This window comes from Lysinibacillus sp. RC46 (assembly GCF_041262385.1).
Taxonomy (GTDB): Bacteria; Bacillota; Bacilli; order Bacillales_A; family Planococcaceae; genus Lysinibacillus.
In genome coordinates this window covers 39,419-66,011 of record NZ_JBGCCF010000012.1, presented here as the reverse complement: position 1 = coordinate 66,011, position 26,593 = coordinate 39,419, and the positions used below count along the sequence as shown (strand labels likewise).

The 26,593-nt window shown below is 36.0% G+C and carries 31 protein-coding genes and 2 riboswitches; of the genes, 18 read left to right on the top strand and 13 right to left on the bottom strand.

Going from position 1 to position 26,593, the window contains the following annotated elements; genetic code table 11:
- Nucleotides 1-173 precede the first annotated feature (173 nt).
- Complete coding sequence (locus tag ABH966_RS12785) at nt 174-806, top strand: hypothetical protein (protein ID WP_370078965.1); 633 nt, start codon at nt 174-176, stop codon at nt 804-806.
- Nucleotides 807-817: 11 nt separating this feature from the next.
- Entirely contained in the window at nt 818-1,372 is a 555-nt protein-coding gene (locus ABH966_RS12780; RefSeq protein WP_370078963.1) for a histidine phosphatase family protein, read from the top strand.
- Between the two features lie 81 nt (nt 1,373-1,453).
- Here the strand turns inward: ABH966_RS12780 and ABH966_RS12775 are convergent, their stop codons facing one another.
- Together ABH966_RS12775 and ABH966_RS12770 are read right to left on the bottom strand one after the other, a co-directional pair.
- The gene (locus ABH966_RS12775) at nt 1,454-2,008 is read right to left on the bottom strand and encodes a GNAT family N-acetyltransferase (protein ID WP_370078961.1); all 555 of its coding nucleotides are present in this window, start codon (nt 2,006-2,008) and stop codon (nt 1,454-1,456) included.
- Nucleotides 2,009-2,460: 452 nt separating this feature from the next.
- Nucleotides 2,461-3,051 (bottom strand): hypothetical protein, encoded by a 591-nt coding sequence (locus ABH966_RS12770; protein ID WP_370078959.1) that lies wholly within the window; start codon nt 3,049-3,051, stop codon nt 2,461-2,463.
- Nucleotides 3,052-3,197: 146 nt separating this feature from the next.
- On the opposite strand from ABH966_RS12770, the gene ABH966_RS12765 reads away from it, so the two are divergent.
- Nucleotides 3,198-3,692, top strand: a complete 495-nt coding sequence (locus tag ABH966_RS12765) for a GNAT family N-acetyltransferase (RefSeq protein WP_370078957.1) — start codon at nt 3,198-3,200, stop codon at nt 3,690-3,692.
- An 85-nt stretch (nt 3,693-3,777) separates the two neighbouring features.
- Nucleotides 3,778-4,176, top strand: a complete 399-nt coding sequence (locus tag ABH966_RS12760; RefSeq protein ID WP_370078955.1) for a GNAT family N-acetyltransferase — start codon at nt 3,778-3,780, stop codon at nt 4,174-4,176.
- Nucleotides 4,177-4,229: 53 nt separating this feature from the next.
- On the opposite strand, the gene ABH966_RS12755 is transcribed toward ABH966_RS12760, so the two are convergent.
- Nucleotides 4,230-4,967, bottom strand: coding sequence for a class I SAM-dependent methyltransferase (locus ABH966_RS12755; RefSeq protein ID WP_370078953.1), 738 nt, complete (start codon nt 4,965-4,967; stop codon nt 4,230-4,232).
- Nucleotides 4,968-5,289: 322 nt separating this feature from the next.
- On the opposite strand from ABH966_RS12755, the gene ccsB reads away from it, so the two are divergent.
- On the top strand, nt 5,290-6,459 hold the full coding sequence (gene ccsB, locus ABH966_RS12750) for a c-type cytochrome biogenesis protein CcsB (RefSeq protein WP_370078951.1): 1,170 nt from the start codon (nt 5,290-5,292) through the stop codon (nt 6,457-6,459).
- An 88-nt stretch (nt 6,460-6,547) separates the two neighbouring features.
- Here ccsB and ABH966_RS12745 read toward each other — a convergent pair whose 3' ends face one another.
- The 3 genes from ABH966_RS12745 to ABH966_RS12735 form a co-directional block, all read right to left on the bottom strand.
- The gene (locus tag ABH966_RS12745; protein ID WP_053592785.1) at nt 6,548-6,748 is read right to left on the bottom strand and encodes a cold-shock protein; all 201 of its coding nucleotides are present in this window, start codon (nt 6,746-6,748) and stop codon (nt 6,548-6,550) included.
- A 218-nt stretch (nt 6,749-6,966) separates the two neighbouring features.
- Nucleotides 6,967-7,593: a response regulator gene (locus ABH966_RS12740; protein WP_370078949.1), complete on the bottom strand. Its 627-nt coding sequence runs from the start codon at nt 7,591-7,593 to the stop codon at nt 6,967-6,969.
- Entirely contained in the window at nt 7,586-9,778 is a 2,193-nt protein-coding gene (locus ABH966_RS12735; protein WP_370078947.1) for an ATP-binding protein, read from the bottom strand. Before ABH966_RS12735 ends, ABH966_RS12740 begins: the two co-directional genes overlap by 8 nt.
- 208 nt (nt 9,779-9,986) lie before the next feature.
- Between ABH966_RS12735 and ABH966_RS12730 the strand changes: the two genes are divergently transcribed.
- Together ABH966_RS12730 and ABH966_RS12725 are read left to right on the top strand one after the other, a co-directional pair.
- The gene (locus tag ABH966_RS12730; RefSeq protein ID WP_370078945.1) at nt 9,987-10,907 is read left to right on the top strand and encodes a hypothetical protein; all 921 of its coding nucleotides are present in this window, start codon (nt 9,987-9,989) and stop codon (nt 10,905-10,907) included.
- 73 nt (nt 10,908-10,980) lie between these two features.
- Nucleotides 10,981-11,958, top strand: coding sequence for a thymidylate synthase (locus tag ABH966_RS12725; RefSeq protein ID WP_370078943.1), 978 nt, complete (start codon nt 10,981-10,983; stop codon nt 11,956-11,958).
- A 210-nt stretch (nt 11,959-12,168) separates the two neighbouring features.
- Here ABH966_RS12725 and ABH966_RS12720 read toward each other — a convergent pair whose 3' ends face one another.
- The 4 genes from ABH966_RS12720 to ABH966_RS12705 are packed head-to-tail and all read right to left on the bottom strand — an operon-like array spanning nt 12,169 to nt 13,779.
- Nucleotides 12,169-12,726, bottom strand: a complete 558-nt coding sequence (locus ABH966_RS12720) for a hypothetical protein (protein WP_370078942.1) — start codon at nt 12,724-12,726, stop codon at nt 12,169-12,171.
- Nucleotides 12,659-13,057 carry a hypothetical protein gene (locus ABH966_RS12715; RefSeq protein ID WP_370078940.1) on the bottom strand — a complete coding sequence of 133 codons (399 nt, stop codon included), beginning with the start codon at nt 13,055-13,057 and terminating at the stop codon, nt 12,659-12,661. Before ABH966_RS12715 ends, ABH966_RS12720 begins: the two co-directional genes overlap by 68 nt.
- A gap of 18 nt (nt 13,058-13,075) precedes the next feature.
- Entirely contained in the window at nt 13,076-13,408 is a 333-nt protein-coding gene (locus ABH966_RS12710; protein WP_370078938.1) for a hypothetical protein, read from the bottom strand.
- Nucleotides 13,405-13,779, bottom strand: coding sequence for a hypothetical protein (locus ABH966_RS12705; RefSeq protein ID WP_370078936.1), 375 nt, complete (start codon nt 13,777-13,779; stop codon nt 13,405-13,407). Before ABH966_RS12705 ends, ABH966_RS12710 begins: the two co-directional genes overlap by 4 nt.
- 295 nt (nt 13,780-14,074) lie before the next feature.
- On the opposite strand from ABH966_RS12705, the gene ABH966_RS12700 reads away from it, so the two are divergent.
- From ABH966_RS12700 to ABH966_RS12675, 6 genes are all read left to right on the top strand, one after another.
- Entirely contained in the window at nt 14,075-14,287 is a 213-nt protein-coding gene (locus tag ABH966_RS12700; protein ID WP_370078934.1) for a hypothetical protein, read from the top strand.
- Between the two features lie 45 nt (nt 14,288-14,332).
- Nucleotides 14,333-14,539, top strand: coding sequence for a thymidylate synthase (locus ABH966_RS12695; protein WP_370078932.1), 207 nt, complete (start codon nt 14,333-14,335; stop codon nt 14,537-14,539).
- 113 nt (nt 14,540-14,652) lie between these two features.
- Nucleotides 14,653-15,063, top strand: coding sequence for an Rrf2 family transcriptional regulator (locus ABH966_RS12690; protein WP_370078930.1), 411 nt, complete (start codon nt 14,653-14,655; stop codon nt 15,061-15,063).
- 76 nt (nt 15,064-15,139) lie between these two features.
- Entirely contained in the window at nt 15,140-15,769 is a 630-nt protein-coding gene (locus ABH966_RS12685) for an NAD(P)-dependent oxidoreductase (RefSeq protein ID WP_370078928.1), read from the top strand.
- Nucleotides 15,770-16,217: 448 nt separating this feature from the next.
- Nucleotides 16,218-17,636: an aspartate ammonia-lyase gene (gene aspA / locus ABH966_RS12680; RefSeq protein ID WP_370078926.1), complete on the top strand. Its 1,419-nt coding sequence runs from the start codon at nt 16,218-16,220 to the stop codon at nt 17,634-17,636.
- 198 nt (nt 17,637-17,834) lie between these two features.
- Nucleotides 17,835-19,085 carry a methyl-accepting chemotaxis protein gene (locus ABH966_RS12675; protein WP_370078924.1) on the top strand — a complete coding sequence of 417 codons (1,251 nt, stop codon included), beginning with the start codon at nt 17,835-17,837 and terminating at the stop codon, nt 19,083-19,085.
- A gap of 118 nt (nt 19,086-19,203) precedes the next feature.
- On the opposite strand, the gene ABH966_RS12670 is transcribed toward ABH966_RS12675, so the two are convergent.
- Both ABH966_RS12670 and ABH966_RS12665 read right to left on the bottom strand, forming a co-directional pair.
- Nucleotides 19,204-19,629 (bottom strand): DUF4181 domain-containing protein, encoded by a 426-nt coding sequence (locus ABH966_RS12670; RefSeq protein WP_370078922.1) that lies wholly within the window; start codon nt 19,627-19,629, stop codon nt 19,204-19,206.
- Nucleotides 19,630-19,674: 45 nt separating this feature from the next.
- Nucleotides 19,675-20,352, bottom strand: a complete 678-nt coding sequence (locus ABH966_RS12665) for a hypothetical protein (protein WP_370078920.1) — start codon at nt 20,350-20,352, stop codon at nt 19,675-19,677.
- Nucleotides 20,353-20,553: 201 nt separating this feature from the next.
- Here ABH966_RS12665 and ABH966_RS12660 point away from each other — a divergent pair, with 201 nt between their 5' ends.
- From ABH966_RS12660 to ABH966_RS12650, 3 genes are all read left to right on the top strand, one after another.
- Nucleotides 20,554-22,026, top strand: a complete 1,473-nt coding sequence (locus ABH966_RS12660; protein WP_370078918.1) for an amidase family protein — start codon at nt 20,554-20,556, stop codon at nt 22,024-22,026.
- 94 nt (nt 22,027-22,120) lie between these two features.
- Nucleotides 22,121-22,335: riboswitch (cobalamin riboswitch) on the top strand.
- Nucleotides 22,336-22,411: 76 nt separating this feature from the next.
- A complete protein-coding gene (locus ABH966_RS12655; RefSeq protein ID WP_370078916.1) occupies nt 22,412-23,290 on the top strand; it encodes a hypothetical protein in 879 nt (292 codons plus the stop codon).
- Nucleotides 23,291-23,371: 81 nt separating this feature from the next.
- Complete coding sequence (locus ABH966_RS12650) at nt 23,372-23,497, top strand: hypothetical protein (RefSeq protein ID WP_370078915.1); 126 nt, start codon at nt 23,372-23,374, stop codon at nt 23,495-23,497.
- A gap of 419 nt (nt 23,498-23,916) precedes the next feature.
- Here the strand turns inward: ABH966_RS12650 and ABH966_RS12645 are convergent, their stop codons facing one another.
- Nucleotides 23,917-24,036, bottom strand: coding sequence for a YjcZ family sporulation protein (locus tag ABH966_RS12645; RefSeq protein ID WP_370078913.1), 120 nt, complete (start codon nt 24,034-24,036; stop codon nt 23,917-23,919).
- 106 nt (nt 24,037-24,142) lie between these two features.
- Here ABH966_RS12645 and ABH966_RS12640 point away from each other — a divergent pair, with 106 nt between their 5' ends.
- Together ABH966_RS12640 and ABH966_RS12635 are read left to right on the top strand one after the other, a co-directional pair.
- Nucleotides 24,143-24,586: a hypothetical protein gene (locus ABH966_RS12640; RefSeq protein ID WP_370078911.1), complete on the top strand. Its 444-nt coding sequence runs from the start codon at nt 24,143-24,145 to the stop codon at nt 24,584-24,586.
- Nucleotides 24,587-24,770: 184 nt separating this feature from the next.
- Nucleotides 24,771-24,954, top strand: a riboswitch (cobalamin riboswitch).
- Nucleotides 24,955-25,066: 112 nt separating this feature from the next.
- On the top strand, nt 25,067-25,978 hold the full coding sequence (locus tag ABH966_RS12635) for a tyrosine-type recombinase/integrase (protein ID WP_370078909.1): 912 nt from the start codon (nt 25,067-25,069) through the stop codon (nt 25,976-25,978).
- Nucleotides 25,979-26,593 lie beyond the last annotated feature (615 nt).

Below are 26,593 nucleotides of genomic sequence, written 5' to 3'. Positions count from 1 at the left end.
GAAATCTACTGTAATTTTAATGGTCTTCGTATCTTGTCACAATTTATCAAATAAACTTCTTTGTTGTTTGTTATTGAGGAGATTTCATGTTGGTTCATAATGTTGAGAATTTTCGAAATAAACGGAATGATGGGTAAATAGAGTTTGCATAATTGATATGATAGGGGGAGGTTATGGTGTTGAAGTTAAGGTTGCCTTTAATAAGCATTATGATTGTTACTAGTTTAATATTATTAGCATCTTCAGAAGTGAAAACAAAAGAAGGAGAATCTTCAGAATCAACAGTGGTTACTAACCATTCCATTCAACACGTGGAAGAATCAAAACAAACGCCTCCAACTATCGATAAGCATTATGATTTTACATATTTAGAGAAATTGTCAGAGGAAAAAAGAGCTTTATATGAAGATTTCTTGAAAAAAGGGAATATTAATAGTCTAAAGACTTTTACACCAGAGGAAATGGTGTTAATTATGATGAATTTAATATTTGAGCATAATTTCGATAAACTCTATGCAATTACCTACAATAACAATGAACTTCCAGATAAAGAAACTTTTATAGCAGAGTATATAGATTATTTATTAGATGAGGATATACAAAATTATTTAATGTACAGATACTACGATAGTATTTCTTTGAATAAAGATTCTAGTACCGAAAGTATAGCAATTGTTCAATTAGAGATAATTTTCGGAAGCTCGCACTACCTCAAGACATATGCCTTATTAAGAGAAGATAGTATGTGGAAGGTTGATCTATACAATTATATGAAAGAAAAGAAGGCAAAATCTGAAGAAAAATAGAGGGAACTATAATGACTGTCATATATTTTGTAAGACACGCGCATTCTCATTATAGCGCTGATGAGTACAATCGCCCACTTTCTAGTAAAGGGTTTGAGGATAGGGATCGTGTTACTAGATTATTTGAAAATAAAAATATCCATACGATATATTCAAGTCCATATAAAAGAGCCGTTCAGACGGTGGAGGGCATCGCACAAGAACATAAATTACAGATAAAAACGATGGATTCCTTTAAAGAAAGAATATTATCTAATGGAAATATACTTGATTTTGACGCTGCCATTCATCAAGTAAGGAGTCACCCGAATTTCGCATTTGATGGTGGAGAATCTAATGAAACCGCAAAGGAACGAGCTATTACCAGCTTACAAAAAATTATACTTGCACATCCAAATGACAATATAGTGATTGGTACACATGGCAATATTATGGTCTTGATGATGCAGTATTTTGATGCGCAATGTGACTACTCGTTTTGGAAAAAACTTTCAATGCCTGATGTGTATCAATTAACATTTCAGCATTTTGTGTTAAGTGATGTTCGAAGAATTTGGGAAGAATAGGGGAAGGGGCTGTCTATTGACGGCCCCTTGGTTCATTTTATCGAGAAGTCAGAAGTATTTCTACCACCTGCGGAAAATTACTTATCCAATTTGATTCCAATCTTCTCGTAATAGACCAAATAAAACTACATCATGAAATTGACCGAAGCGGAAAATCTCATTTCGTAGAGAACCTTCTTTTGTAAAGCCACACTTTTCGTAGGAACGAATAGCGCCTTTATTAAAGCTAAAAACCTGAAGCTTAATTTTATTAATGGAAATATAATTAAAAATAAAATGAATAAGAGTTTTCATGGCATCGGTGCCAAGCCCTTTGCCGTGCCATTGTTCGCCAATTGAGATACCTACAAAGCAAGTACTATTTTTCCAGTTGATTCCATAGACGCCACAGGAGCCGATAAGCTCATTAGACGACTTTTCGAATATACCGAAGATAAATTCCTCTTTTTTTCCACTAATACTTTGAAAGAATGAAGCATGATCCTCAAAGGTGTTTGGAAAGGGAATATCGTCATTGGCAAGTAACAACGTATTCTTTTCACTTTCGATTTTTACAAATGCTTCTAAGTCGGAAGAAGTCATTTGCTGTAAAGTAATAGATTGTCCAGTAAGAAATTCTTTAAAATAATTTTCCATTTGTTTTCTCCCTTGTTCAAGGGCTGCAGTTAGAGTTTACATCCCTTGGATTATTTGTTGTATAAACAAACATCTACTGCAATCTCTGCGCTCATATGCCCAACTCCTTTAGTTTAGATATCATTATAGTAGCATTTTTGGTAATTAGTAGAAACAAATATTTCAAACTCCATAAAGTGAGTTGATTTCCGTTCTGACTGAGCGCTTTCTGAAATTGTTCCGATAAATCTTCAAAGTATTCATACAAAATTGTTCCGATAAATCTTCAAAGTATTCATACAAAAATGAATTCATCACAATAACGTAGGGTGGTCGCTGACGCTTCGCTCCACGGTCACATCTGTGACGCTGATCCCCAAGGAGTCGCACAGTCTCCACTTTAATCAACTTATATACAAGAAATACTTTTTAACAAATGTCATCTCTAACTTTTAGTGATGAAACTATATAAATTATAACTTTCTTGAAGGACGCCAATTGGTTTGGCTATCTACATTTTGTTTCTCCATCCAATTTAGAAAATCGTCTATGCGCCGAATATCGTAATCTAACACTGCTTCATATACATAAATCGAAGGAAGTACCATGGATTTCTTTAGCAGTTCTTCTTTTATATTTAAAATATACTTTCGACTCTCTATTGTTAAGGAGTCGTTCATTAACGATACTAAATCCCTTGATAGAGGACCTTTTCCTGTTTCGGAAAACAGCCACATATCAATATTCCAAATTTCTAATGGGGCATGCTCATATTGTATTTTAAAATAGTAACCATTAAATGGCGTTTCCAAATAATTACGATACTTTAATTCTAAAACCTTCGGATTGCCAGTTAAGTCCGCTAATATCGACATGGCTTCCGCTACATTCGGGCGAACACAAAATGTTTCGATATCGATATCTTGATCCACTAGTAAATCATACGCTGTAGCGCCGACAACATAAGCTTGACCAATTGTATTCCATTTTTCTAGTAGTGCCAATTCTTTTAGAATGAGCGAGGCAGTTTCTTTTCGCTCTTGTGCTCTCTTTAGTAATTCCAAAATTTACACCTACTCCACAATAAATTTCTAAATCATGTTAGAATACATTATATTTGTCATTTATTCAATATATTATTAAGAGATTCAACTGGGCCAAGACCAATCTAGGTAGATTACGAGGACTAAAGATGAAAGGGAGAGCTTCGATGAGATTAAAATTTTACGAAGAAAATGATGATCACTTAATTGAACGATACACAATCACAGAGGAGCAGCTTCGCTATACGATGTCTCCGAAAGAGAGCATTGAACTTGTGAAGCAGGATAAAAATCGTCATGCCATTCTTGTATTAGATGAAGACAAGCTCGTAACCTTCTTTGTGTTACATGAAAATGATGGTGTCAAGCCATATTCCTCAAATGAACACGCAATTTTAATCCGCGCCTTTTCGACAGACTTTTATGAACAAGGGAAAGGTTATGCAAAAGCGGCATTACAGATTTTGCCGGACTTTGTTTTGCAGCATTTTCCAAATATCAATGAGCTTGTGTTAGGGGTAAATCAACCGAATACTGCCGCGCAGTCACTTTATAAAAAATGCGGTTTTGTCGATGAAGGAAGGCTGGCAAAAGGGTTCAGAGGTGAGATTAAAGTGATGAGTTATTACATGGGTAAAATTAAAGGAGAAAAACTAGATTAGAAATGGTGTATTTTAGAAAATCTTTTCTTCGTACAACTAATTTAGCTATAAAAGAATGAGGTGAACAGAATTGGTGGAAGCGCGTATGGACCATTTCGATGAAATATGTGGGATTGATCAAGAAGTAATTGGAGATTTTTCGAGAAAGGAATATTTGCGTACTGCAATTAACGAGAAGCGTTGTATCATTCAACAAAGTGGAAAAGCGATTGCTGGCTTTCTTATTTTTACGAATGACTTTTTTGACAATAGCTTCATTTCATTAGTTATTGTTAAGCCATCTGAAAGAAGAAAGGGCATTGCCACAGCATTATTAGATTTTTATGTAGAGAAGTCTACCACTCCAAAAATCTTTTCTTCTACTAACCAATCAAATACTAGTATGCATAAAGTATTTGAAACGGCGGGATTTATAAAAAGTGGGTATATTGAAAACTTAGACGAAGGCGATCCAGAAATTATTTATGTGAAATTAAAGCAGTAGAAAGCAAGTCTCGGGCAGTAGGGTACTGCTACGAGACTTGCAATTATGAAAGGTTATTTTCTTGCGCGTATTAATAAAAAGGAAGGGCGACGATACTCTTTTTCTAAGGAAGGCAGTTTTTGACTGGCTTCTGAATCAGGAAGAGGCTCTAGCATTTTTTCTATTGTTAAGTCATGTTCGATTAATGTATTGATGATTGTAGTGATGCTACGATGATACTTAACAACACCATCTACAAGCCAAGTTTGCTCACGCAGACCCTCATCATGGTAATTGTCAATTGCGTAATGGCTCCTATTCCCGCTGTCATCATAAAGCCAATTATCCTCCATTGTTTTACGGGCTGTAACAATCGGATGCTCTACAGAAAAAACAAAAACGCTACCCGGGCGAAGCATGCTCGCAATTTTACCAACCACTGCACTAAAATCCTTTATATAATGCAAGGAAAGGGAGCTTGTTATACAGTCAAAGCTATTAGGTTCTGCATGATAATCTTCTATTGCTTGCAAATAATAGTCTATATTCGGATGGGCATGTTCATGTTGAGCAATTGCCAGCATATTTTTTGAAACATCAATAGCCGTTACATGTTGTGCATTGTTCTCTATACAATAGTACGCGAATTCTCCCATTCCACAGCCGATATCAAGCATTTGTAAATTAGTTAAATTAGGAAGTAAGGATTTTAACGCTGGCTGTTCAAGTAAATTATTGAAGTTGTATGGTGCTTGACGTAACTTTTTATATTGACGGAAAAATTCCGCATGGTCATAAATATTTTGTTTCATAGTAAACCTCCACTTGTCTTACATAACGTTATGTAACATTTGCGCATATTTATTGTCACATAGCCACCTTAAAAGAAATAGACTTTTATTTCAATTTTTAGTAATATGTAGATAGAGGCATGCCAACTTTTGTAAATCCCCATCTATATAAATTGTATAGATGGTTTTTTGACATGAGGACGTTTTTACGCCATAAAATTGTAACAATTCAAAAAAATAAAATTATCTAGAGGTAAATGATGGCACTTATTTTAATGAATGACGTTATTTTTATTGGGAGTAATTATGCGGTTTCCCAAAAAATACATTGGAGGATGTTACATTGAGTAAAGAATCATTATTAAGTTTAAGTAGTAATTCATTGTTCTTGGCATTTATTTTACTACTGATCGCCATTATACCGATTGGGCTTGCCGTGAAATCAAAAGGAAAGATGTTTGGAAAAGTGGGGCTTCTACTTACATATATTGCTTTTGCTTTACAGCTAGTGTATTTCATATTAAGGTGGATTGCTGTTGATCATGCACCTGTAAGTAATATGTATGAGTTTATGACGTTCTTTGGCATCATGCTTACTGGTAGCTATTTGATCATTCATTTCTTATATAAGCAAATTGTGGTAGGTTTGTTTACCATCCCTGTGTCATTAATTATTCTCGGTTATGGAAGCGTTTTTACAAAAATGGTTTCACCACTTGTTCCATCACTGCAAAGCAATTGGTTAACGATTCATGTGATGACAGTTGCATTTTCAAGTGCTATTTTATCGATTTCGTTCGCAACGGGTATTATTTATTTATTAAGAACATTAGATGTTTCTAAATTTTCGATGAGTACAGTTGCCTTGGAATTTGTTATGTATTGTTTAATTGTCGTGATTGGCTTTATCGGGGTGGGCACTTATTTTAATTTAGCAGGAGATAAAATCGAGGTTCAATTTGAAAATAAGCTAGAGAAGAAAGAAACTGCCGTTTATACGATGACACCGCTGATTGTCAATAAAGATGCAGTTACAACTAGTGGGGATCAGGTTGGCGCTTTGCAGATTACTAATAAGTTAGATGCGAAGAAATTGAATTCTATTGTATGGTCATTTATCGTTGGAACAATTTTATATGGGGTGATTGTACTTATTACGAGAAGACGATTAATTGTTTTATTAAAGCCATTAACAAACCGTGTACAACCAGCATTAATGGATGAAATTACATATCGAGCAGTTGTTATAGGTTTCCCATTGTTTGCTTTAGGTGGGCTTTTGTTTGCCATGATTTGGGCTCAGATTGCTTGGAGTAGGTATTGGGGTTGGGATCCTAAGGAAGTGTGGGCACTTATCACATTTTTATTTTATGCCGCTTTCCTTCATTTCCGACTTTCTAAAGGCTGGGAAGGGGAAAAGACAGCTTGGTTAGCGATTATTGGATTTGGCATTATCGTGTTTAATCAAGTATTTGTAAATTTAGTCATTGCAGGGTTACATTCTTACGCATAGGGGCTAAGTTGAATATAGTTAACTAAAAAAGAGACATCCATAATTGGATGTCTCTTGAATTTTGCACTCTACATGCTAAAGCTATAAATTAAAGCTTTACAACATTAGTAGCCTGAGGTCCGCGATTACCTTCTTCTACGCCGAACTCAACTTTTTGGCCTTCTTCTAAAGTTTTAAAGCCATCTGATTGAATAGCAGAGAAATGTACAAATACATCATTTCCACCTTCTACCTCGATAAAACCAAAACCTTTTTCTGCGTTAAACCATTTTACTGTACCTTGTGTCATGTGAACAACCTCCCAAAAAAATTAAACAATCATATTGCTTCGATAACTTGCAAAAAAATCACATATTCAAAAGCTCGTATTACTTTTGAATACGTGATTTTAGCGGTTAAGATGAAGTAATGTAATTATTGTTTTGATTATATAACAGTTCCAGACATTTATCCAGTATATTCCGATTTTAGTAATATAAAATTTACATTAACGTAATTTAACGATAATTAGTTGATCCATGCCTTCTCTTTTGCGACGATTACAGCCTCTGCACGAGATTCTACCTTTAGTTTGACAAAAAGTTTGGATAAATAATTTTCTACAGTGCGCTGTGTGACCCCAATGGCTGAAGCAATTGCTTTATTCGTACAACCTTGTGCGACAAGCTGTAATATTTCTTGTTCCTTGTCACTTAGTAAAATCTCTTGCTGCATATTTGGTAAATTGATGCGCTGCTGTACAAAATCTAAAAAATCAGCTGCTAGCAAGATCTCACCTCTTAGTGCGGCTTCAATGGTTTGAATAACTTGCTGTTTCGTGGCAAGCTTTGATAATAGTCCATCGACCTTTTTTTCAATAAGTAATTCGTAATAATCGGAAAGCTCATAGCCAGTGTAGAGTAAAATCAGTGCTTCTGGTTGCTTTTTCTTAATCATTTCTGAAAGCTGGATGCCATTGATTGGCTTCATATTTATATCGATTAAAAATAATTGAAAAGCTTGAGCATCCATTCTAGACAGAACAGCGGCACTATCCTGCTCTGTGTCGATATGAACATTTATTAAATCCTGTAATAATGTTTTTGTACCATCTAAAACGACAGGATGGTCATCTACAATAAGAATATTAATCATATGATTCCACGTCCTCTTGTATTTGAATAAATATTTGCATTCCTTCATTATGATTGGAGGTTATCGTGATGTCTCCATTAAAAGCACGGACTCGTTCTCGAATACCGTTAATACCCATTGAAGCTGAAGATTGCATTAAATCTTCAATATCGCAGCCAATACCATTATCTTCGTATTGTAGGATAAAACCGCAATCGATCACTTGTAGTTTTAGCGAAACTTCAGTGGCCTCGGCATGCTTAATGGCATTATTTAAAAGCTCCTGCACAAGGCGATAGACGACTAAATGTAAGGTTGCATCCTGAAATTGGACGCGTTCTATTTGGGCGTTTAATAAAAAGTCGGCACGTATTTTCACCTTTTGAATCAGTTTTTTTAAGGCGATTTGAAGCCCAAATGTGTCAAGCAATGGGGGGCTTAGATTTTCACAATACTCACGTAAATCCTTCGATGCATTTAGCAATTGCTCTCGAATATCTAATACCTTATCTTTTTTTATATTAGGTGAGCTAGCAAGTACATCTAACTCTCTCGCTAAATGAAGTTGTTCCTGTAATATAGTGTCATGTAATTCCTGCGCTAAAATACTTTTTTCCTTTTCAATGATATTCCATAATAATTTATCGAGCCAAGGAAGCTGTGTATCATTGTGATCCTTCATAAGCCTTATTTCACATACTAAATCTTCTATGAGCTTTAAATTATCAATAAACATTGAAACATAGAGGGCAAGTAACTCTAACCAAAGAAGCTCTTCTTTTTGTAATGCATGTTGAATGTTTAACATGATTTTCTCTTCACCTGTATCATGTAATAACAGGTGAGTCATGTTATTCCCAAAGTTGACTTCACCGCGAGTGAATGGCGTATCTTCCGTTATAGTTGTAATCGTAAAAGCTGTAGTACCAAGCTTTTCTGTTATCTCATATTTAAATTGATCCAGCAATTCTTGCTGATCTTTTGCTTTACCCATTCGATTAACGGCAGCATATAAATTATGTACATAATTGCCAGAAGATGAAAAAATAATTTTTCGATACTTAAAATCAAGCTGCTCTTTTATATAAAAGCTAGCAATAATAACGAGGAATATAAGTATAAAGACGCTCGTAATTTGAATAATCGATAATGTATCAATAAATAATATGGTAATACCTGTAGTTAAGATTAATGCACTAAAAAAAGCAAGTGTTGAATAATAGCGCAAACGAGATAATTGATATTCAATATCGAATAATCGTTCGTTCACTTGAATGAAAATAAAAGAAAAAGGAATAAACAATAAAAATAATGCAGCTACCTCACCATGAAAAATAGGGTTCTGACCTAAAATTACGGGTATAACGAAACATAGTAAAAACGGCAAAAAAGGCGTAATAAATGCAATGGAGATCAGACGGATTTTTGCCAGTTTAGTTCGTAAATAACTCATTAGTAAAATATAGATGGCATAGAGAACAAGTACAGCAAATATGCCTAAATAAATTAATGCTGTTATTACCCTAAAATCAGACTTAACTCTCATTATGAAATTACAGCAAGGTATAAGTAGTAGTAATAAATAAAGCCATTTGGTATTGAGGTACGACCATTTTAGATGGAGGTATCGGAAATAAAATTGTAAAAAGTGAATAAAAAGTAACATGCATAAAACGATACCAATACCTATTACTGCTTCTCCAATTAAATTTCCTCTACTTGAGGCTCCACAACTTATATAAGTCAAAGAACAAGTTAATAAAAATAATGTTAGTAAACTAGTTAGTTGATTATCTTTATTTCTTTGCCATAAATAGATGGCAACTACAAAGGATAGGACAAAATAAAACAGCGGAAAAATAATTTGTAAATAAAATTCTTCCGGAATATCTTTATGCTTAACTTTAACAGTATGAACATCACCATTAGGTTTCATAAACGTCAGTTCTTTAGCACCTCTAACGAAAGAATTGAGTTGGATAGAACGAACATTTTCTGCAGGCTTGCCATCGATTGTCAGTAAAAGATCGCCTTTTTCAATGTTATTTTGCTCGGCCCATATTGAGTAATAGAACTCAGTTATGACCGGTTTTTGACTAGTTGTGTCCACTAAAATACCAATTAAAGGGATTCGCATTGCCACTACAAGCACATAAATACCGAGGAGTAGGTAGGTTATGAAAATACTATATGTCCATTTACTCATCGTTTTCTCTCAAATATTTGCATGATAATATTGCCCCATTTCAATCTTAATTACCTATTTATTATCCATAATTTTTAGTAATTTTGGAATACCGAAATAAGGTGTTTCGGAAAACCACTATTGCTTTTTCGGAAAAACGAAGTGGTTTTTTCGGTATTGCCTATGATAGTGTAAATCTAGCATATGTGTCGAAAAGGGGGATCGTTGCGTGAAAAAGAAAGGATTGCCACTAATCCTTTTTTTTCTAGTCGTCATAATGTCGTACCCGAGTACAATAATCGCTAAGAACTTTGAGAATGATGCGGTGAAAGTTGATATTTGCATTATTGGGGGTGACAATCGTTTTGTCTATAAGATTCCTAAGCATTTACATAATGATACGCCGTATCCTGAAATGAAGAATAATATTGAATCTTCCTTAGAAAGTCATTGGAAGATCGGGGACGCTCGTTATGAAGCTCACCAGACAGATGTTACGTATACTTTTCCCATTAAAGATTTAATTAATGAAAAGCAAAATGGGCAAATGAAGGTAGCGATACCATATACTTTTTTAGTAGGAATGTTTGGTGAAAATGATGCTATTCAACTGCGTATTTTGGCAAGCAAATTAATCGACTGGGAAACCAACTCAAAGGATTGGGCAACGCTCGGCTTTGTGGAACCGCCCACATATTTTAGTAAGCAGGAATATGTTTATGAGGGAGCGGTTAACAAGCTACTACAGCAGCGGGTAGGACATTTTAATGGCACGGTTATGAAAGGGCAAATGGTTTTACATAGTGTTATTTATTTAAGCTTTATTATTGCACAGCTTATCGCCTGTATAGTTTTATCAAGGCGCTTAAAAAAGAGAATTATAGAAGATCCAGAAAACATGCATCAGTTCCGAAAGCTTAACTATATGTACCAAATCATTCCGTTAATGATTATCGGTGTCCAAATTTTATTTTTAGTCATATCAGGGTTACTGACTGCTTTTAGTGTCTATTTTTCCCCAGGGATGGATCTTTTACTGATTATCGTTCCTATTTTATTTAATATTATTTTGTTACCAACGTTTTTTTTCACAATTGAGAGTGAAATCTCAAAAGAGCTAGAAAACAATTTTTTTGGCTCAGAAATGTAAATATTGTTTTTATTTTTGGACGTCCTAGATGTTATAATGGTCAACAGCATACTTGAAGGAGCTGTTGATTAACATGGCGCATCCAGAAATCGCGTACTTAAATTTACTACAACATATACTAGAGAATGGCGTGAAAAGAGAAGATCGTACAGGTACGGGTACATATAGTGTATTTGGCTATCAAATGCGATTTGATTTAAGCAAGGGCTTTCCTCTTTTAACGACTAAACGTGTACCATTTAAACTTGTAGCAAGTGAGCTACTTTGGTTCATTAAAGGGGACACAAATATTCGTTATTTACTGCAAAATAATAATCATATATGGGATGAATGGGCTTTTAAAAAATGGGTCGAGTCTGATGAATATTCAGGTCCTGATATGACAGACTTTGGCCGTCGTTGCTTAGTGGACGAGTCTTTCAATGCTGACTACAAAAAAGAGTTAGCTTCATTTTGTGAGCGTATTTTAACAGACGATGAATTTGCACGTAAATACGGCGAGCTAGGTAATGTTTATGGCAAGCAATGGCGTAATTGGACAACATCAACAGGGGAAAGCATCGATCAATTGCAAGATGTAATCGATCAAATTAAACACAATCCAGATTCACGACGCATTATTGTCAATGCATGGAATCCAGAGGATGTTATCAATGCAGGAGCAAAAGGCAGTAAAGCTGCATTACCTCCTTGTCACGTGATGTTCCAATTTTATGTCGCAAATGGAAAATTAAGCTGTCAGCTAATGCAAAGAAGCCTAGATACATTATTAGGCTGTCCATTTAATATTGCCTCATATGCATTACTGACACATTTAATTGCACATGAATGTGGTTTAGAAGTTGGCGAATTTATTCACAGCATTGGGGATGCTCATATATATTTAAATCACGTGGAGCAAGTAAAAGAACAGCTTTCACGCGAGCCTAAGGACCTACCAACCTTAAAAATTAATCCAAATAAAACGTCAATCTTTGACATAGAACTCGAAGATCTTTCGATTGAGGGCTATGATCCACACCCAACAATTAAAGCTCCAATTGCCGTTTAAACTGAAGCAGCAGCCGTTTTGGTTGCTGTTTTTTTAAAGCGAACTAACTGCGAAGCGTCGAGTAGAAGAGTTGGGACGACGGAAAGAACTGGCGGAGCGAGGGATAGAAGTCAGAGCGATGGAAATTTGAGGCAATGCGAGGGAAGATTTCAGAGCGACGGATAGAATGGCCAAAGTGACGGATAGCGGAGGCAAAGTGATGGAAAGAGATCAGAGCGACGGATAGAATGGCCAAAGCGACGGAAAGCAGAGGCAAAGTGACGGATAGCGGAGGCAAAGTGACGGAAAGAGATCAGAGCGACGGATAGCAGAAGGAAAGTGACGAAAAGATATCAGAGCGACAGATAAAAGGCCAATGTGATGGATAGAAGAGCCGAATTCGTGGATAGAACCGGCAGAATCGTGGATAGAACCGTCAAAGTGACGGAAAGAGATCAGAGCGACGGAAAGAATGGCCAAAGTGACGGAAAGAACAGTCAGAGCGACGGATAGAAGAGTCGAAGTGACGGAAAGAATACAGAGCGACGGATAGAAGGGTCGAAGCGACGGAAAGAATGGCCAAAGTGACGGAAAGCGGAGGCAAAGTGACGAAAAGAATACAGAGCGACGGATAGAATGGCCAAAGTGACGGAAAGAATGGCCAAAATGACGGAAAGAACAGTTCAAGCGACGGATATCGAGGCAAAGTGACTGAAAGATATCAGAGCGACGGATAGAAGGGTCGAAGCGACGGAAAGAATGGCCAAAGTGACGGAAAGAACAGTCCAAGCGACGGATAGCGGACGCGAAGCGACGGATAGCGGACGCAAAGCGACGGAAAGAATACAGAGCGACGGATAGAAGAGTCGAATTCGTGGATAGAACTGGCAGAATCGTGGATAGAAGAACCGAATTCGTGGATAGAACCGGCAAAATCGTGGATAGAATGGCCAAAGTGACGGAAAGAACAGTCAGAGCGACGGATAGAAGAGTCGAAGTGACGGAAAGAACCGGCAGAGCGACGGATAGAAGGGTCGAAGCGACGGAAAGAATCGTCAAAGCGACGGAAAGCAGAGGCAAAGTGACGAAAAGAGATCAGAGCGACGGAAAGCGGAGGCAAAAGTGACGGAAAGAACAGTCAGAACGACGGATAGAAGAGTCGAAGTGACGGAAAGAATACAGAGCGACGGATAGAAGAGTCGAAGTGACGGAAAGAATACAGAGCGACAGATAAAAGGCCAATGTGATGGATAGAAGAGCCGAATTCGTGGATAGAACCGGTAGAATCGTGGATAGAAGAGCCGAATTCGTGGATAGAACCGTCAAAGTGACGGAAAGAGATCAGAGCGACGGAAAGAATGGCCAAAGTGACGGAAAGAACAGTCAGAGCGACGGATAGAAGAGTCGAAGTGACGGAAAGAACCGGCAGAGCGACGGATAGAAGGGTCGAAGCGACGGAAAGAATCGTCAAAGCGACGGAAAGCAGAGGCAAAGTGACGAAAAGAGATCAGAGCGACGGAAAGCGGAGGCAAAAGTGACGGAAAGAACAGTCAGAACGACGGATAGAAGAGTCGAAGTGACGGAAAGAATACAGAGCGACGGATAGAAGAGTCGAATTTGTGGATAGAACCGGCAGAATCGTGGATAGAAGAGCCGAAGTCGTGGATAGAACCGGCAAAATCGTGGATAGAATGGCCAAAGTGACGGAAAGAATACAGAGCGACGGATAGAAGGGTCGAAGCGACGGATAGAACCGGCAGAGCGACGGAAAGAAGGGTCGAAGCGACGGAAAGAACCGTCAAAGTGACGAAAAGAGATCAGAGCGACGGAAAGAACCGTCAAAGTGACGAAAAGAGATCAGAGCGACGGAAAGAATGGCCAAAGTGACGGAAAGAATAGTCCAAGCGACGGATAGCGGACGCGAACCGACGGAAAGAACCAATCAAGCGACGGATAAAAGGCCGAACCGACGAATAGAACCGATCAAATAGCTGGATACTACCGCCAAAAGAGAGAGCTTGATTTATTTAGAGCTAAATCCCCTAGCGCTTTATATGAAGGATATTTAAATACATGAAAATTTTTCCGATATAAGTTTTAATATGGAAGTCCTAATAAAAATTTAGAGGTGAATGATGTGAGGAGATCGTTGATTTTTCAAATAGACGGAAGAGGGTGTGAGCAACGTTTAAGGACGAAATTGCTGACCAGTACTCCTCAACAACAAGAGGAATTTATTCATCAACATGAGCTAGCGCACATCTCTACAAAATTAACACAGGAGCAAATACATAAAATGATGCAAGTCGTTGAGGATATTCGTCTGAAACGTTATAAAGAAAGACTATAAATGTAAGCGCCTTCTGAGCTATAATAGCTGAGGAGGTGTTTTATTATGAACGTGATTTTTGTAGATTCGGTTTTGGGTACAGAGCTTTTGCAAATGGTGTCACATGATGTGGCAGGCATATTGGCTGCGGCACAAGGAGAAAGTGTGACGTTTCCAGTTGGCCATTTTAAGTATGAATTTCATAACTTAGACTTTTATGAGGAAGATGGGGAACTACGACAAGAATTAGTTATTTACGTAAAGAAATTATAATTATCGTATAATACTTTGATAACGGAATAAAATAAATACAGGTGCAAATAGAGCAATTTGCTTGTTTTTATTTAAACCTGTAACTATAATAGTTACAACAGGTGGTGATACATATGGTGAACAGTCGATATTCGGTAGCGATCCATATACTTTCGCTCATTGCAACAACATCTGATAAAAGCCAGCTGACGTCTGATTTCATCGCAGGTAGTGTGAATACAAATCCAGTTGTCGTGCGACGAATGATTGGGGTACTTAAAAAAGCGGGCTTGCTTACGTCACGACCAGGAATTGCAGGGTATGATCTATTAGTGGAGCCAAAAGATTTAACGCTATTAGCCATTTATCATGCGATTGATGGGCCAGAGCAGCTTTTTGCGATTCATGATGAGCCAAATCCAGCATGTGCGGTTGGTCGAAAAATCCAACGGACATTGGAAGGTGTTTATACATCTGTTTGGGATGCAATGGAAGAACAACTACAAGCACAAACTTTGCAGGATGTGCTAGATCAACTTCGTTAACAACAACGAAGTCGGTCTTTTGTATCTAACCTGTAACTAAAGTAGTTACAAATGGAAAATAGGAGGAATTATAAATATGAAAATTGCGGTAATTGGTGCAACAGGGAAAGCGGGACAAAAAATTGTAGAGGAGGCACTACAACGTGGCCATGATGTAACTGCGATTGTGCGTTCAGCCTCGAAAATAACAGCAAATATTCCAGTAATTGAAAAGGCTGTATTTGAATTAGCTCAAGAAGATGTGAAAGGCTTTGACGTAGTCGTAAATGCATTTGGGGCTCCTTTTGGTCAGGAGGAATTACATGTGAAAGCTGGCCGTCATTTAATCGATATTTTCACTGATATTGATACAAAATTATTTGTTGTCGGTGGTGCGGGTAGTCTGTTTGTAGACCCAGAGAAAACTGTACGCGTAATGGATACACCAGATTTTCCTGAAATGTTTTATGCGACAGCTAAAAACCAAGGTGAAAATCTACATGACTTACAACGATCAACTATTACGTGGACATTTTTAAGCCCATCTGCTTTCTTTGATCCAGAAGGTCCACGTACAGGTAGCTATACTGCTGGAGAAGATCATTTATTAGTAAATGCTGCTGGTGAAAGTTATGTTAGCTATGCAGATTATGCCGTTGCGGTATTAGATGAAATTGAAAATCCAAAGCATGTTAACAGTCGTTTTACAGTTTCTTCTAATAAATAAAAGAATTAACACCAGTGTTCCTGGAATAGTACACATTAAAATAGTTTATATTTAGCTGAACTAACACAAACAATTAGTTCAGCTTTTTTATTGTGCTAAATGAACGAATGGGAATATTTATCTTGCATTGGAATAGCCTGATTGGTGAAGATTAATAATTATGAACCGACTTGTTATGAATCGAAAAATAGTTCTTTGAGCAAGCCAAAAGCCGAATCCGTACGCAATTATGCTGAGGCATAATTGTTTAAAAACGAGAAAAACTGCTAACCAAAGTAAAAAGTGTGTAATCTTATATGTCTTAATAGTTTCAAAGTAGCGCTCGGTTTTTAGGGAATAATAATATCTTTTCATGGGATTTTTCATTTTACAGAAAAATGACTGTTTACAATACTGCATTAATTAGCTACTATCAAGTGTGAGGATTACATAAAAGGAGACGACAATTATGTCCACACAACGTATAGAAAAAGACTTTTTAGGTGAACGTGCATTACCAAGCAATGCTTATTACGGGATTCAAACGCTTCGTGCAACTGAAAACTTCCCGATTACAGGATATACAATTCACTCTGCTCTTATTAAAGCAATGGGTATTGTAAAAAAAGCAGCTGCTATGAGTAATATGGAGGTACACCTACTTTCAACAGAAATCGGAGATGCAATTGTCGAGGCTGCACAAGAAGTTATTGACGGCGAGTGGGATGCTGAATTTATCGTTGACCCAATCCAAGGCGGTGCTGGCACATCTATTAATATGAATGCCAACGAGGTTATTGCTAACCGTGCCTTAGAGATTTTGGGCAAAGAAAAAGGGGACTACAAAACAATTAGCCCAAACAGCCATGTTAATATGTCACAATCAACAAACGATGCTTTCCCAACAGCTATTCATATCGCTGTGTTGAATTTGATAGATGAATTACTTCTTACAATGGAAAACATGCAAGCAGTGTTCCACCAAAAAGCAGAGCAATTTGCGCATGTTATTAAAATGGGTCGTACGCATTTACAAGACGCTGTACCGATTCGATTAGGGCAAGAATTCGAAGCATATTGCCGTGTGATCACTCGTGATATTGCGCGCATTCGCCAAACTCGCCCAAATTTATATGATGTAAATATGGGAGCAACAGCTGTTGGTACAGGATTAAATGCATTCCCTGACTATATTCAATCAGTTGATGTTCATCTTGCTGAAATTTCAGGATTGCCGCTTAAAGGCGCTACACACCTTGTGGATGCAACACAAAATACGGATGCTTATACAGAAGTATCAGGCGCACTAAAAATCTGTATGATTAATATGTCGAAAATCGCTAATGACCTTCGCTTAATGGCATCTGGACCACGTGCTGGATTAGGGGAAATCATTTTACCAGCTCGTCAACCTGGATCTTCTATTATGCCAGGGAAAGTAAATCCTGTTATGCCAGAGGTTCTTAATCAAGTGGCATTCCAAGTAATTGGTAATGACCATACGATTTCTTTAGCATCTGAAGCAGGACAATTAGAATTAAACGTTATGGAGCCTGTGCTTGTCTTTAATTTAATTCAATCGATTAGCATTATGAATAACGTGTTCCGAGCATTTACACAAAATTGCTTGAAGGATATTGAAGCAAACGAAGATCGCATGAAAGAATATGTGGAAAAAAGCGTTGGTGTGTTAACAGCAGTGAACCCGCATATTGGCTATGAGGTAGCTGCACGAATTGCGCGTGAAGCAATTTTATCTGGTCGTTCAATTCGTGAGCTTTGCATTGAAGAAGGCGTCCTAACAAAAGAACAATTAGATTTAATTCTAGATCCATATGAGATGACACATCCTGGTATTGCCGGATCAAGTATTATGAAATTAAAATAATTTATGATGAAAGCACTTTGTCTAAAGCAAAGTGCTTTTACTTTTAGAGCACATCTCCATGTATTTTGGATACTACGAAAGTACTTTCTCTTTTATATATCATTCCTCTTACAAAAGTTGGACTTTTTTCTATGAATTTCAGGAGAATTAAACTATAATAACTACGTTGGAATAATATTATAGTTGGAGGAATTTAGTATGAGCTTACGGAAAAAAAGTATAATTTGCTTTTCTACTTTAAATGTTCTCATGGGTGTTATATTAATTGTAGACCTAGCAAATTTAACTTCATTAAAATGGCTATCCACTTTATTAACAGTAATAGGAATTACGATGACATTATCGTGTATTTTCTATGTAAAATTTAAAATTATTAAGCCTATTAAACAATTATCAGAATCTGCACAAGCAATTGCTGGTGGAAATTTAAGTACTGCTCCGATTGAAATTAATTCCAATGATGAGATATCAGACTTAGCTAAAGCGTTTTTAAAGATGAAGGAACAATTACATACGATGACACAAAATATTGCAAGTAGTTCTTCAGATTTATCTGCGAGCATAGAGGAGCTATCAGCAAGTACAAATGAAATTACAGATGCAGTGAACGAAGTTGATTCACAAATGGAGAATACGACTGATGGCCTTAAGAAAGCAGCACAATCTGCAAATGAAAGTGCTATTGCTATGCAGGAAACTGCTGATGGCATTGAACGTATTACCGTGGCAACGCAAGATGTATTTGATCATGCAAAAGAAGCAAATGGCATTGCAGGCAACGGTGCAGAAATTTTACACGTGGCTAAAAATCAGATGGAATTCATTTCAACTTCTACTGAAAAAACAAGTGAATTAATGCAGCAATTATCTGGAAAAATGACAGATATCAAATCTATGACAGACATGATTACGGCTATTACAGATCAAACGAATTTGCTTGCATTAAATGCAGCGATTGAAGCGGCGCGTGCTGGAGAGCATGGAAAAGGCTTTGCCGTAGTCGCAGAGGAAGTTCGAAAATTGGCAGAGCAATCTAAGCATTCGGCTATTCAAATTGTCGAGCTGGTAGTTGGCATTGAAAGTGATACAAAACAAGTAGCTACCTCTGTCGAAGAGGACTTTAAAAACGTTCAACAGGGCGTCTATGTTATTGATGAGGCTACAAAGTCATTCGGTACGATTTCTCAGCATGTTAGCAAAATGACGAACCAACTTGAGGATATTTCCGCAACAGCAGAAGAGCTTTCAAGTAGCGCGAATGAGGTTACAAACTTAGTATCGACAATCGCAAGTGGAATGGACAGTTTGTCTAATTATACAGAGGTCATTCTGCAGTCAGTAGATGAGCAAAGTGCCTCCATGCAAGCGGTCAACATGGTAGTATCACAAGATTTATGTGTACAAGCTGAAAATTTACAAAAGCTGACACAGAGATTTAGTGGACAATAATTGCAAGAAATATAGTATTCATTTAAAAAGGCTATTTTACAGGAATAGATTTTCTGCGAAATAGCCTTTTTTATTTTATATCAAGTGTATTAATTAATCGGTTTAAATAGCTTCGAAATTAAATATTAAATAAGCCAAAAAAATCGGTTGTTATCGTCAAAAATCCTATGCTAATCATTAACACCATTTCTGCGATAGTAGCAACAAAATCTCTTTTATTTTCAGCGTATTTCCATTCCATAAATGCTCGTAGTATTTCAGATGTTATAAAAAAGACAATTAAGATAAACCATGTTTCGAAATACCAAGGAATTCCAAGTGTATCGTTGCCAATCATATAATACGAACTAATTAAAAATAAACTCATAAATATTATTCGTACAGACCAATCTAGTTTTTTATGTCTTTCGTTAATGTGATTATAAGAAAACCATTTCTTTCTTTCAACACCTAACAGCTTTCTAATGGCAAATCCAAAAATACTAATTACTAAAACAAGCGTAATTAGAAAAAGTATAAATGTTCCAAATTCGATATTAATCAATTTTCAATCACCTCGTAGGCAAGCTCTTTTCTTAAATATTGTCGGTCATAAAATACCACCATTCTTATTGCAATAAAATTCTACATCAATTAAATGAGAAGAAGAAACACCACTTTCAGAGTATTTTCCACCAACAGTAATGATATAAGAGCGACCATCATCGTCAATTGTATATTTGTATCCTTTTTGGATCCAGTTACCACTACCATTTTCAATTTTCGAAGATAGAGAGTTCATAGCTGAAAACAACTGCCTACTTTCAGTTGTATTTGAATTTAACTGTGTATCAAAAGAGCCTTCAAAACTAATAATCGCTACCTTTGAAACTGTATGTATTTCCACTGTTTTCGGTACTGAAGTTGGAGCAAACGCATCATTATTTTTTAACACGATAAATGAAGCATCTACCCTTTCTTTTAACATCTTTTTAAAATCAGTAACCTCAACCCAGTATTCATCAGTAAAATTTGATATAGGTTCTATTTCAAAGTTTTCATGATATTCTTCGTTCACTTTCTCTACAAGAGAAATATATTCCTCGTAATACTTTTCTTTTTGTTCCTGCGTTAAATTTAAAGGAGTTGGAGCTACGATTTTTTCTTTTTCTACTGTTTGTTCATCGGTCGATGGTTTGGATGATTTTACATTTTCTGTTTTTTCATTTACACACCCTGTTAAAAAGAAAATTCCCAGTAAAGCTCCTGCAAATATATATTTTTTCAATATCTTCACCTCACAAAAACGAATTAAATAACAGAATAATTAGTTATTTATTTAAACTATAACACATTTACAAATATTGGGGCAGAAAATATATGAAGTAACGAGCCTGAGGGAATGAACTTTGAAATTTCAATAGTTAAAAAAACAATTTAAGCACAAGTTTCCCTTTTTGGTATAATATTGAAAGAGGGGGATTTGAAAATGGGTATAAATTTTAATAGTTTTCTTAAAGAAGAATTGTCAGTAATCGATATTCAAACAGCTATGGTACAAGGTGATATAACATCAAAAGAATTAACTATGTATTATTTGCACAGAATTGCTAAGTATGATCAAGGCGGACAGAAAATTAATTCTATGCTTGAAATTAATCCTGAAGCGATATTTATTGCTGAAGCATTAGATGAGGAAAGACTAACAAAAGGGGCTAGAGGGCCTTTACACGGAATTCCGGTAGTTTTAAAAGATAATATCGAAACGAAAGATTTTATGCACACTAGTGCAGGCGTAATAGCATTGGAAAATTATTTAGCTAAGCAGGATGCATTTCTAGTAAAAAAGCTTCGTGAAGCAGGGGCTGTTATTTTAGGGAAAGCAAATATGACTGAATTAGCAAACGCTATGTCGAGTACGATGTGGGCGGGTTATAGTTCTCGAGGTGGCCAAACACTAAATCCTTATGGCGATCCAGAACTTTATGTGGGAGGATCTAGCTCAGGGTCAGCGGTAGCAGTTGCATCGAACTTTTCAGTTTTATCAATTGGAACTGAGACAGACGCCTCGATTTTAAGTCCAGCTATTACAAATTCAGTAGTTGGCATAAAACCGACTGTTGGGCTCATTAGTCGACAGGGCATTATTCCGTTTACATACTCTCAAGACACAGCAGGGCCAATGGCTAGAACAGTAACAGATGCAGCTATTTTATTGGGCGTGTTAACAGGAGTAGATCAAGACGACGTCGCTACATATAAAAGTGAAAGAAGGTTATATAAGGATTACACCCCTTTTTTAGAGGCCACAGGATTAAATGGCGCTAGAATTGGTGTTTATAATAATGCCTCAAAAGCTTATTATGACTCAGAGGAATATGATGAAACACTTTTTAATAATGCAATTCAGGTTTTAAGAGATCAAGGAGCCGATATTATTGAAGGCATCGAAATCCCTTCTTTTCATAGAGACTGGAAATGGGGAGTACCACAATACGAATTAAAGCATAGTTTAAATAATTTCCTTGTAAATCTACCTTCCCACATGCCTGTGCATTCTATCTCTGAGTTAATTCAATTTAATAAACGTTCAAAAGGAAAGTCGTTAAAATATGGTCAGGATAAATTGGAATTGAGAGAGAAACTATCGAACACATTAAGAGACTCTGACTATTTAAATGCAAAACTAGAGGATTTGTATTTTTCTCAAGAACAAGGAATCGATTATACATTAAAAAAATATGAATTGGATGCGATTATCTTTCCATCATATATAGGTTCGACAATTAGTGCAAAAGCTGGTTATCCGTCTATTGCCGTCCCAGCAGGGTATATGAAAACTGGGAGACCGTTTGGCATAACATTCGCAGGAACTGCATTTAGTGAAGATGTTCTAATAAAACTTGCATTTTCATTCGAACAAGCAACTAAACTACGAAAATCACCGAAGTTGAGTGAGTAGTTTTAAAATATCTAATTGCCTCAATTGACTTTAAAAATACTGTACTTTACTATTAACGGAAAGAAATCTAGTATTTTCCAGTTTCTTGACAACTGAATAGCGTAGAGTAATAGGTGTAAATTGCGTGCAATTTACTGAAAAGGGAAGTCGGTGCAAATCCGACACTGTCCCGCACCTGTAAATTCATAAAGTATAAAAAACGTTTCATTCTTTTAATAAACTCGATCAACAACGTTTCAATTCGTTTGTTGGTCGTTCTTTTTTTGCGTTGAAAGTGAGTGACCCAAAAGCCAGTGATTCTGAATGGCCTTGGCATGTTATAGAAGAAGTTCAAGTAGAGTTATTCAAACAATAACCAAAAAATTCAAGTTGGGGGAAATACATAATGATAATTAAACCGACAAAAAAAGTCTTACTGTCATGGATGAAAAGTTATGTCCCTGAAAGAGATTTATTTTTTCTATCAGAAGAACATCTTAATGAAATTGACTTTACAGATGTATTGTTAATGCCCATAGATGAGTTTTATACTCACAGCACATATCAGCATTTAAATTATGTTAATAGTTATGAATACTGGAATATAAAGAACGCACAATATGTAATTATTGCTGAAAAAGAATGGATTGAGAGCAAATCGAAAGAGGACCAACAATTGATTTTAAGTTTTCAAGTGCAATGTGAAAGAGGGCTTGTACTCCCCGTTAAATTTATAAAGGAGATAGAAAAAGTACCTTCGAGTTATGTACAGAATGGGCACGTTATCATACAGCGTTCAATGTGGGAAGGTCTTGACGAATCATTTAAAGAACAGTTACTTACAACAATGGTTTATGAATGGTGGGATAAGGGAGAATGTGAGGAACCTCCAAAATCATTACCTAGTTTTCTACAGCAATTTGCTAATACTTTTGGGCATCGTCAAGGTGCAAATTGTTTAGCAGCGGTTTTGTTTGCAATTTCAAAAGGGAAACAAAAGTGGTTTATTTATGAATGGATATATCAAAAAACATTTCTTGAAAAATTAAGTCAGTATAACTATGAAGAGGTCCTAGGTGAAGGGATACAACAAGGCGACATTGTGATTTGGAAGGATGAAAATGGTATTATTCAACATGCAGCTTATCATATTGGTGAAGAACTATATTTTAATAAGCATGGACAAACGATGTTTAATCCTTGGAAGATACTTTCGAAAAAGCAACTATATAAAGAGTGGGAGCACCTAACACCTGTGAAAATGAGAAAGAGGATAACGAAATAATAAAAGAGTATCTACAATCCGAGTTAAAAACTAATAAGAACTGGAATATATTATGTTATTCAGACTTTACAGCAGATGCAAATGTTTGAAGAGACACATGGAAAGTTAGGTAATAAGCGAGGAAATACAGAAAAAAATCACGATAATCTAGTTATTGCAGGAGCATTATCCGTACAGGGAATGAAGGCGAATAAGTGGTATGCATAGCAAAATCCTATTACTGATTAGTTAAGTGTAATGTATTACAATTATTGGTATATGGGAGGTGACTAGATGGAACATATATTAGTCTATAATAGTAAAGAATATTAATTACAATATGAAACAATTCAATAAATCATTCAAACAAGGAATATATTTGTAGACGGAAAATCGTTAAATATTACATCAGTGACTGTAGATTTAGATGGTAAGGTATATATTCGCATATAATTATAAATACATAAAGGTCACATCTAACAAGGTGTGGCTTTTTATTATGCCTTAGGCGGTTGAGTATGAAATTGAAAGAGGAGAATTTAAAAGGATCACCCGGAGGATAGTGACCCTTAGTAAAGATTTGGAGGTGTAAGGTTAAATTAGTATTACCTTACAATAGTTATGAGCATTTTAGGAGATATAGGGTATTAATAACCTCTATTCATGAAAGTAGCGCCGACAATAATTAGAAGAATGAACAGAACAACGACAAAAGCGAATGGGTTTCGTTCGCGACGCTCTTCGCGAAATTCTCCGCAGTATTCCATACAATATCCCTCCTTTCTATAATCTATAATCTATAATATGTATAGTTTTCAAAAGGGATTGCGGTATTTATCTTAGGATGCGTTAGAAAAATGTTTAAAAATAAATATGTTAAAAATAGGTATACACTATCAAGAAAAAATAATAGATGTTGATCCTGGCAAGCAGTATGCTACTGAATATGTCGAACCAAGTGAAGATGAGAAATTTATTGATAGGTATTTGCTTGACTTAACAGGTAAAGAAGTTCAATATGATTTAGCAAATAATTTAGATAAAGATTTCTACTTAAATGGAACTGCTAAGTTATGTAGTTATTATAATTACGGATACACTAATGAAAAGGATTTCTTTTGCGGAGAATTAACACCTATTGACGGAGGATATTCAGATTCGTGGTATTTATATTTCAGTAGAGATACATTTAAAGACGTATATCAAGAATTATTAAAAGGTGATGTTAATATGAGAATTTCAGCAATTATACCGTCTAAATCATATAAACGTGGTCAAGGTAATATGGCTGGTGTTCGGAGAATGGAAACATACTGACTATAGAGGGGATAATCTCCCTCTTTTTTTATTTGCAAAAATATGAAGAAAAAAGAAAAATTTACTTTTAAACTAACATTAATTGACTTTCAATCCACACACCTTTACAATTAATTTTAATAATTCAACAGGAATGTGGAGTATTTTAATAATCTAATAGGAATACTAGATTCCTTTGACAACTGAATAGCGTGGATTAATAGGTGTAAATTGCGTGCAATTTACTTAAAAGGGAAGTCGGTGCAAATCCGACACTGTCCCGCAACTGTAAATGTGAGCGACTTTTCATAGACCACTGTTTAACGACGGGAAGGAGAAAAGTAGCGATGATCATGAGTCAGGATACCTGCTTATTATGAGTACACACCATAACCCTACGAGGAATCACCTAAGTTACTGATTGTGTAAGTCAGATATATCAAGGGTTTGAAGCACTCTAAGGAATATGTAGTAGTAGATTCCACTTTAGGAGGAATCGCTATGACATTAGTTAAATTTGCTGTACAAGATTTTATGGATGAAAGAGAATTGATGAATGTTAGTAAACACACTATCACCAATTACAGAAGTTTCTTTAAGGGATGGTTAGAATGGTTGAGGGAGAATAACATTCAAGATATAGAAGAGGTCTCTACGAATACACTACGATTATATTTATCATATTGTAAAAATGAACTAGGTAATGGTTCAAATACAATCAATAACAAAATTAAACATCTAAGAGCATTCTTTAATCATCTTATGGAAAATGAATTTATAGAACACAATCCATGCCTCAAACTAAAGAAACAACAGACAGATGAACGTATAGAAGTTTTTAATGATTTCCATATTCGTATGATGCTCCGATACTTGAGACGTATAAAACGTAAAGACCACGAATTTACAAGTGTGAGGAATACCTGTGCCATCAAACTCTTGCTAGGGACAGGTATACGCTTGGGAGAGATGCAGGGACTTCGGTGGTCTGATGTAACTAATAGTTATATCACAGTATTTGGGAAAGGTCGAAAGAGTGAAACAGTGCTATTGTCTAAAAAAGTGTATGAAGAATTAATGGATTGGAAGAAGTACCAAGAGAAATATTTTAATTCTAATATAGAGTATATATTCGTAGACAGGTCTGGAGTTCAATTGTCATATGAAGCATGTAAAGGTATCTTCAAGGGTTTACAAAGTGCGCTAGGATTTAAAGACGTGAGATTATCAGCGCACACATTTAGACATACATTTGCACAGCGTTATCTTCTTGCGGGAGGCGACCCATTTAGTTTGCAACGCATTTTGCGTCATACTAATATCAGCATGACCGAAAAGTATACCTCAATGTGGGGAATGGCTTTACAGGAACAAAACGAGAAATACAATCCATTGAATAACATAGAAATATAGAAGGGGGTAGCATAACGCTACCTCCTTTATTTGTGTCTAAATTTTTATGTTTAAAAATTGTGGTAAGAAAGCCATACATTATATAAAGGTTGCTCCCTATGGTAGTAGATGGTTAAAAATAAGTTGTCAAAACAGGTCAACTTTTTGGCTTCCCAACGCCTTATATAGTAGAAGGTATTTTTTTGATACCCACTCAAATATTTGAATGGTAGTTTTTGACTCGAAATTGTCGCAATAGTGTTGATGAACCGTTGATACTACTGGGTTCCTATCTTCGGCTATAGGAAGAGTTACAGTGTGTTGTTATTGCTTGCCATGTTTTAGTTTCCCACTGGCTACCTATTCAAATTGTTACGCTTTCGGATTCTACAGACCTCAGTCATACCAAGGGTTGAGACGGTACTTTTTTTAAAATGCTCGCATCCCTTGTGGCTCTAAGGGGTGTAAATCTGCAATAAGGGAACCCGATTATTAATCGGATGTGCAATTCAGTGTATATGTTTATGTGCCAATAAACCCCTAGTTATACACTGATAGTAATGTCTGATTGTTTTTATTTTCATAATAATTTCTCCTCGTACTAGTTTATTTCTCCTAGTTTTCTAGTACGGTCGG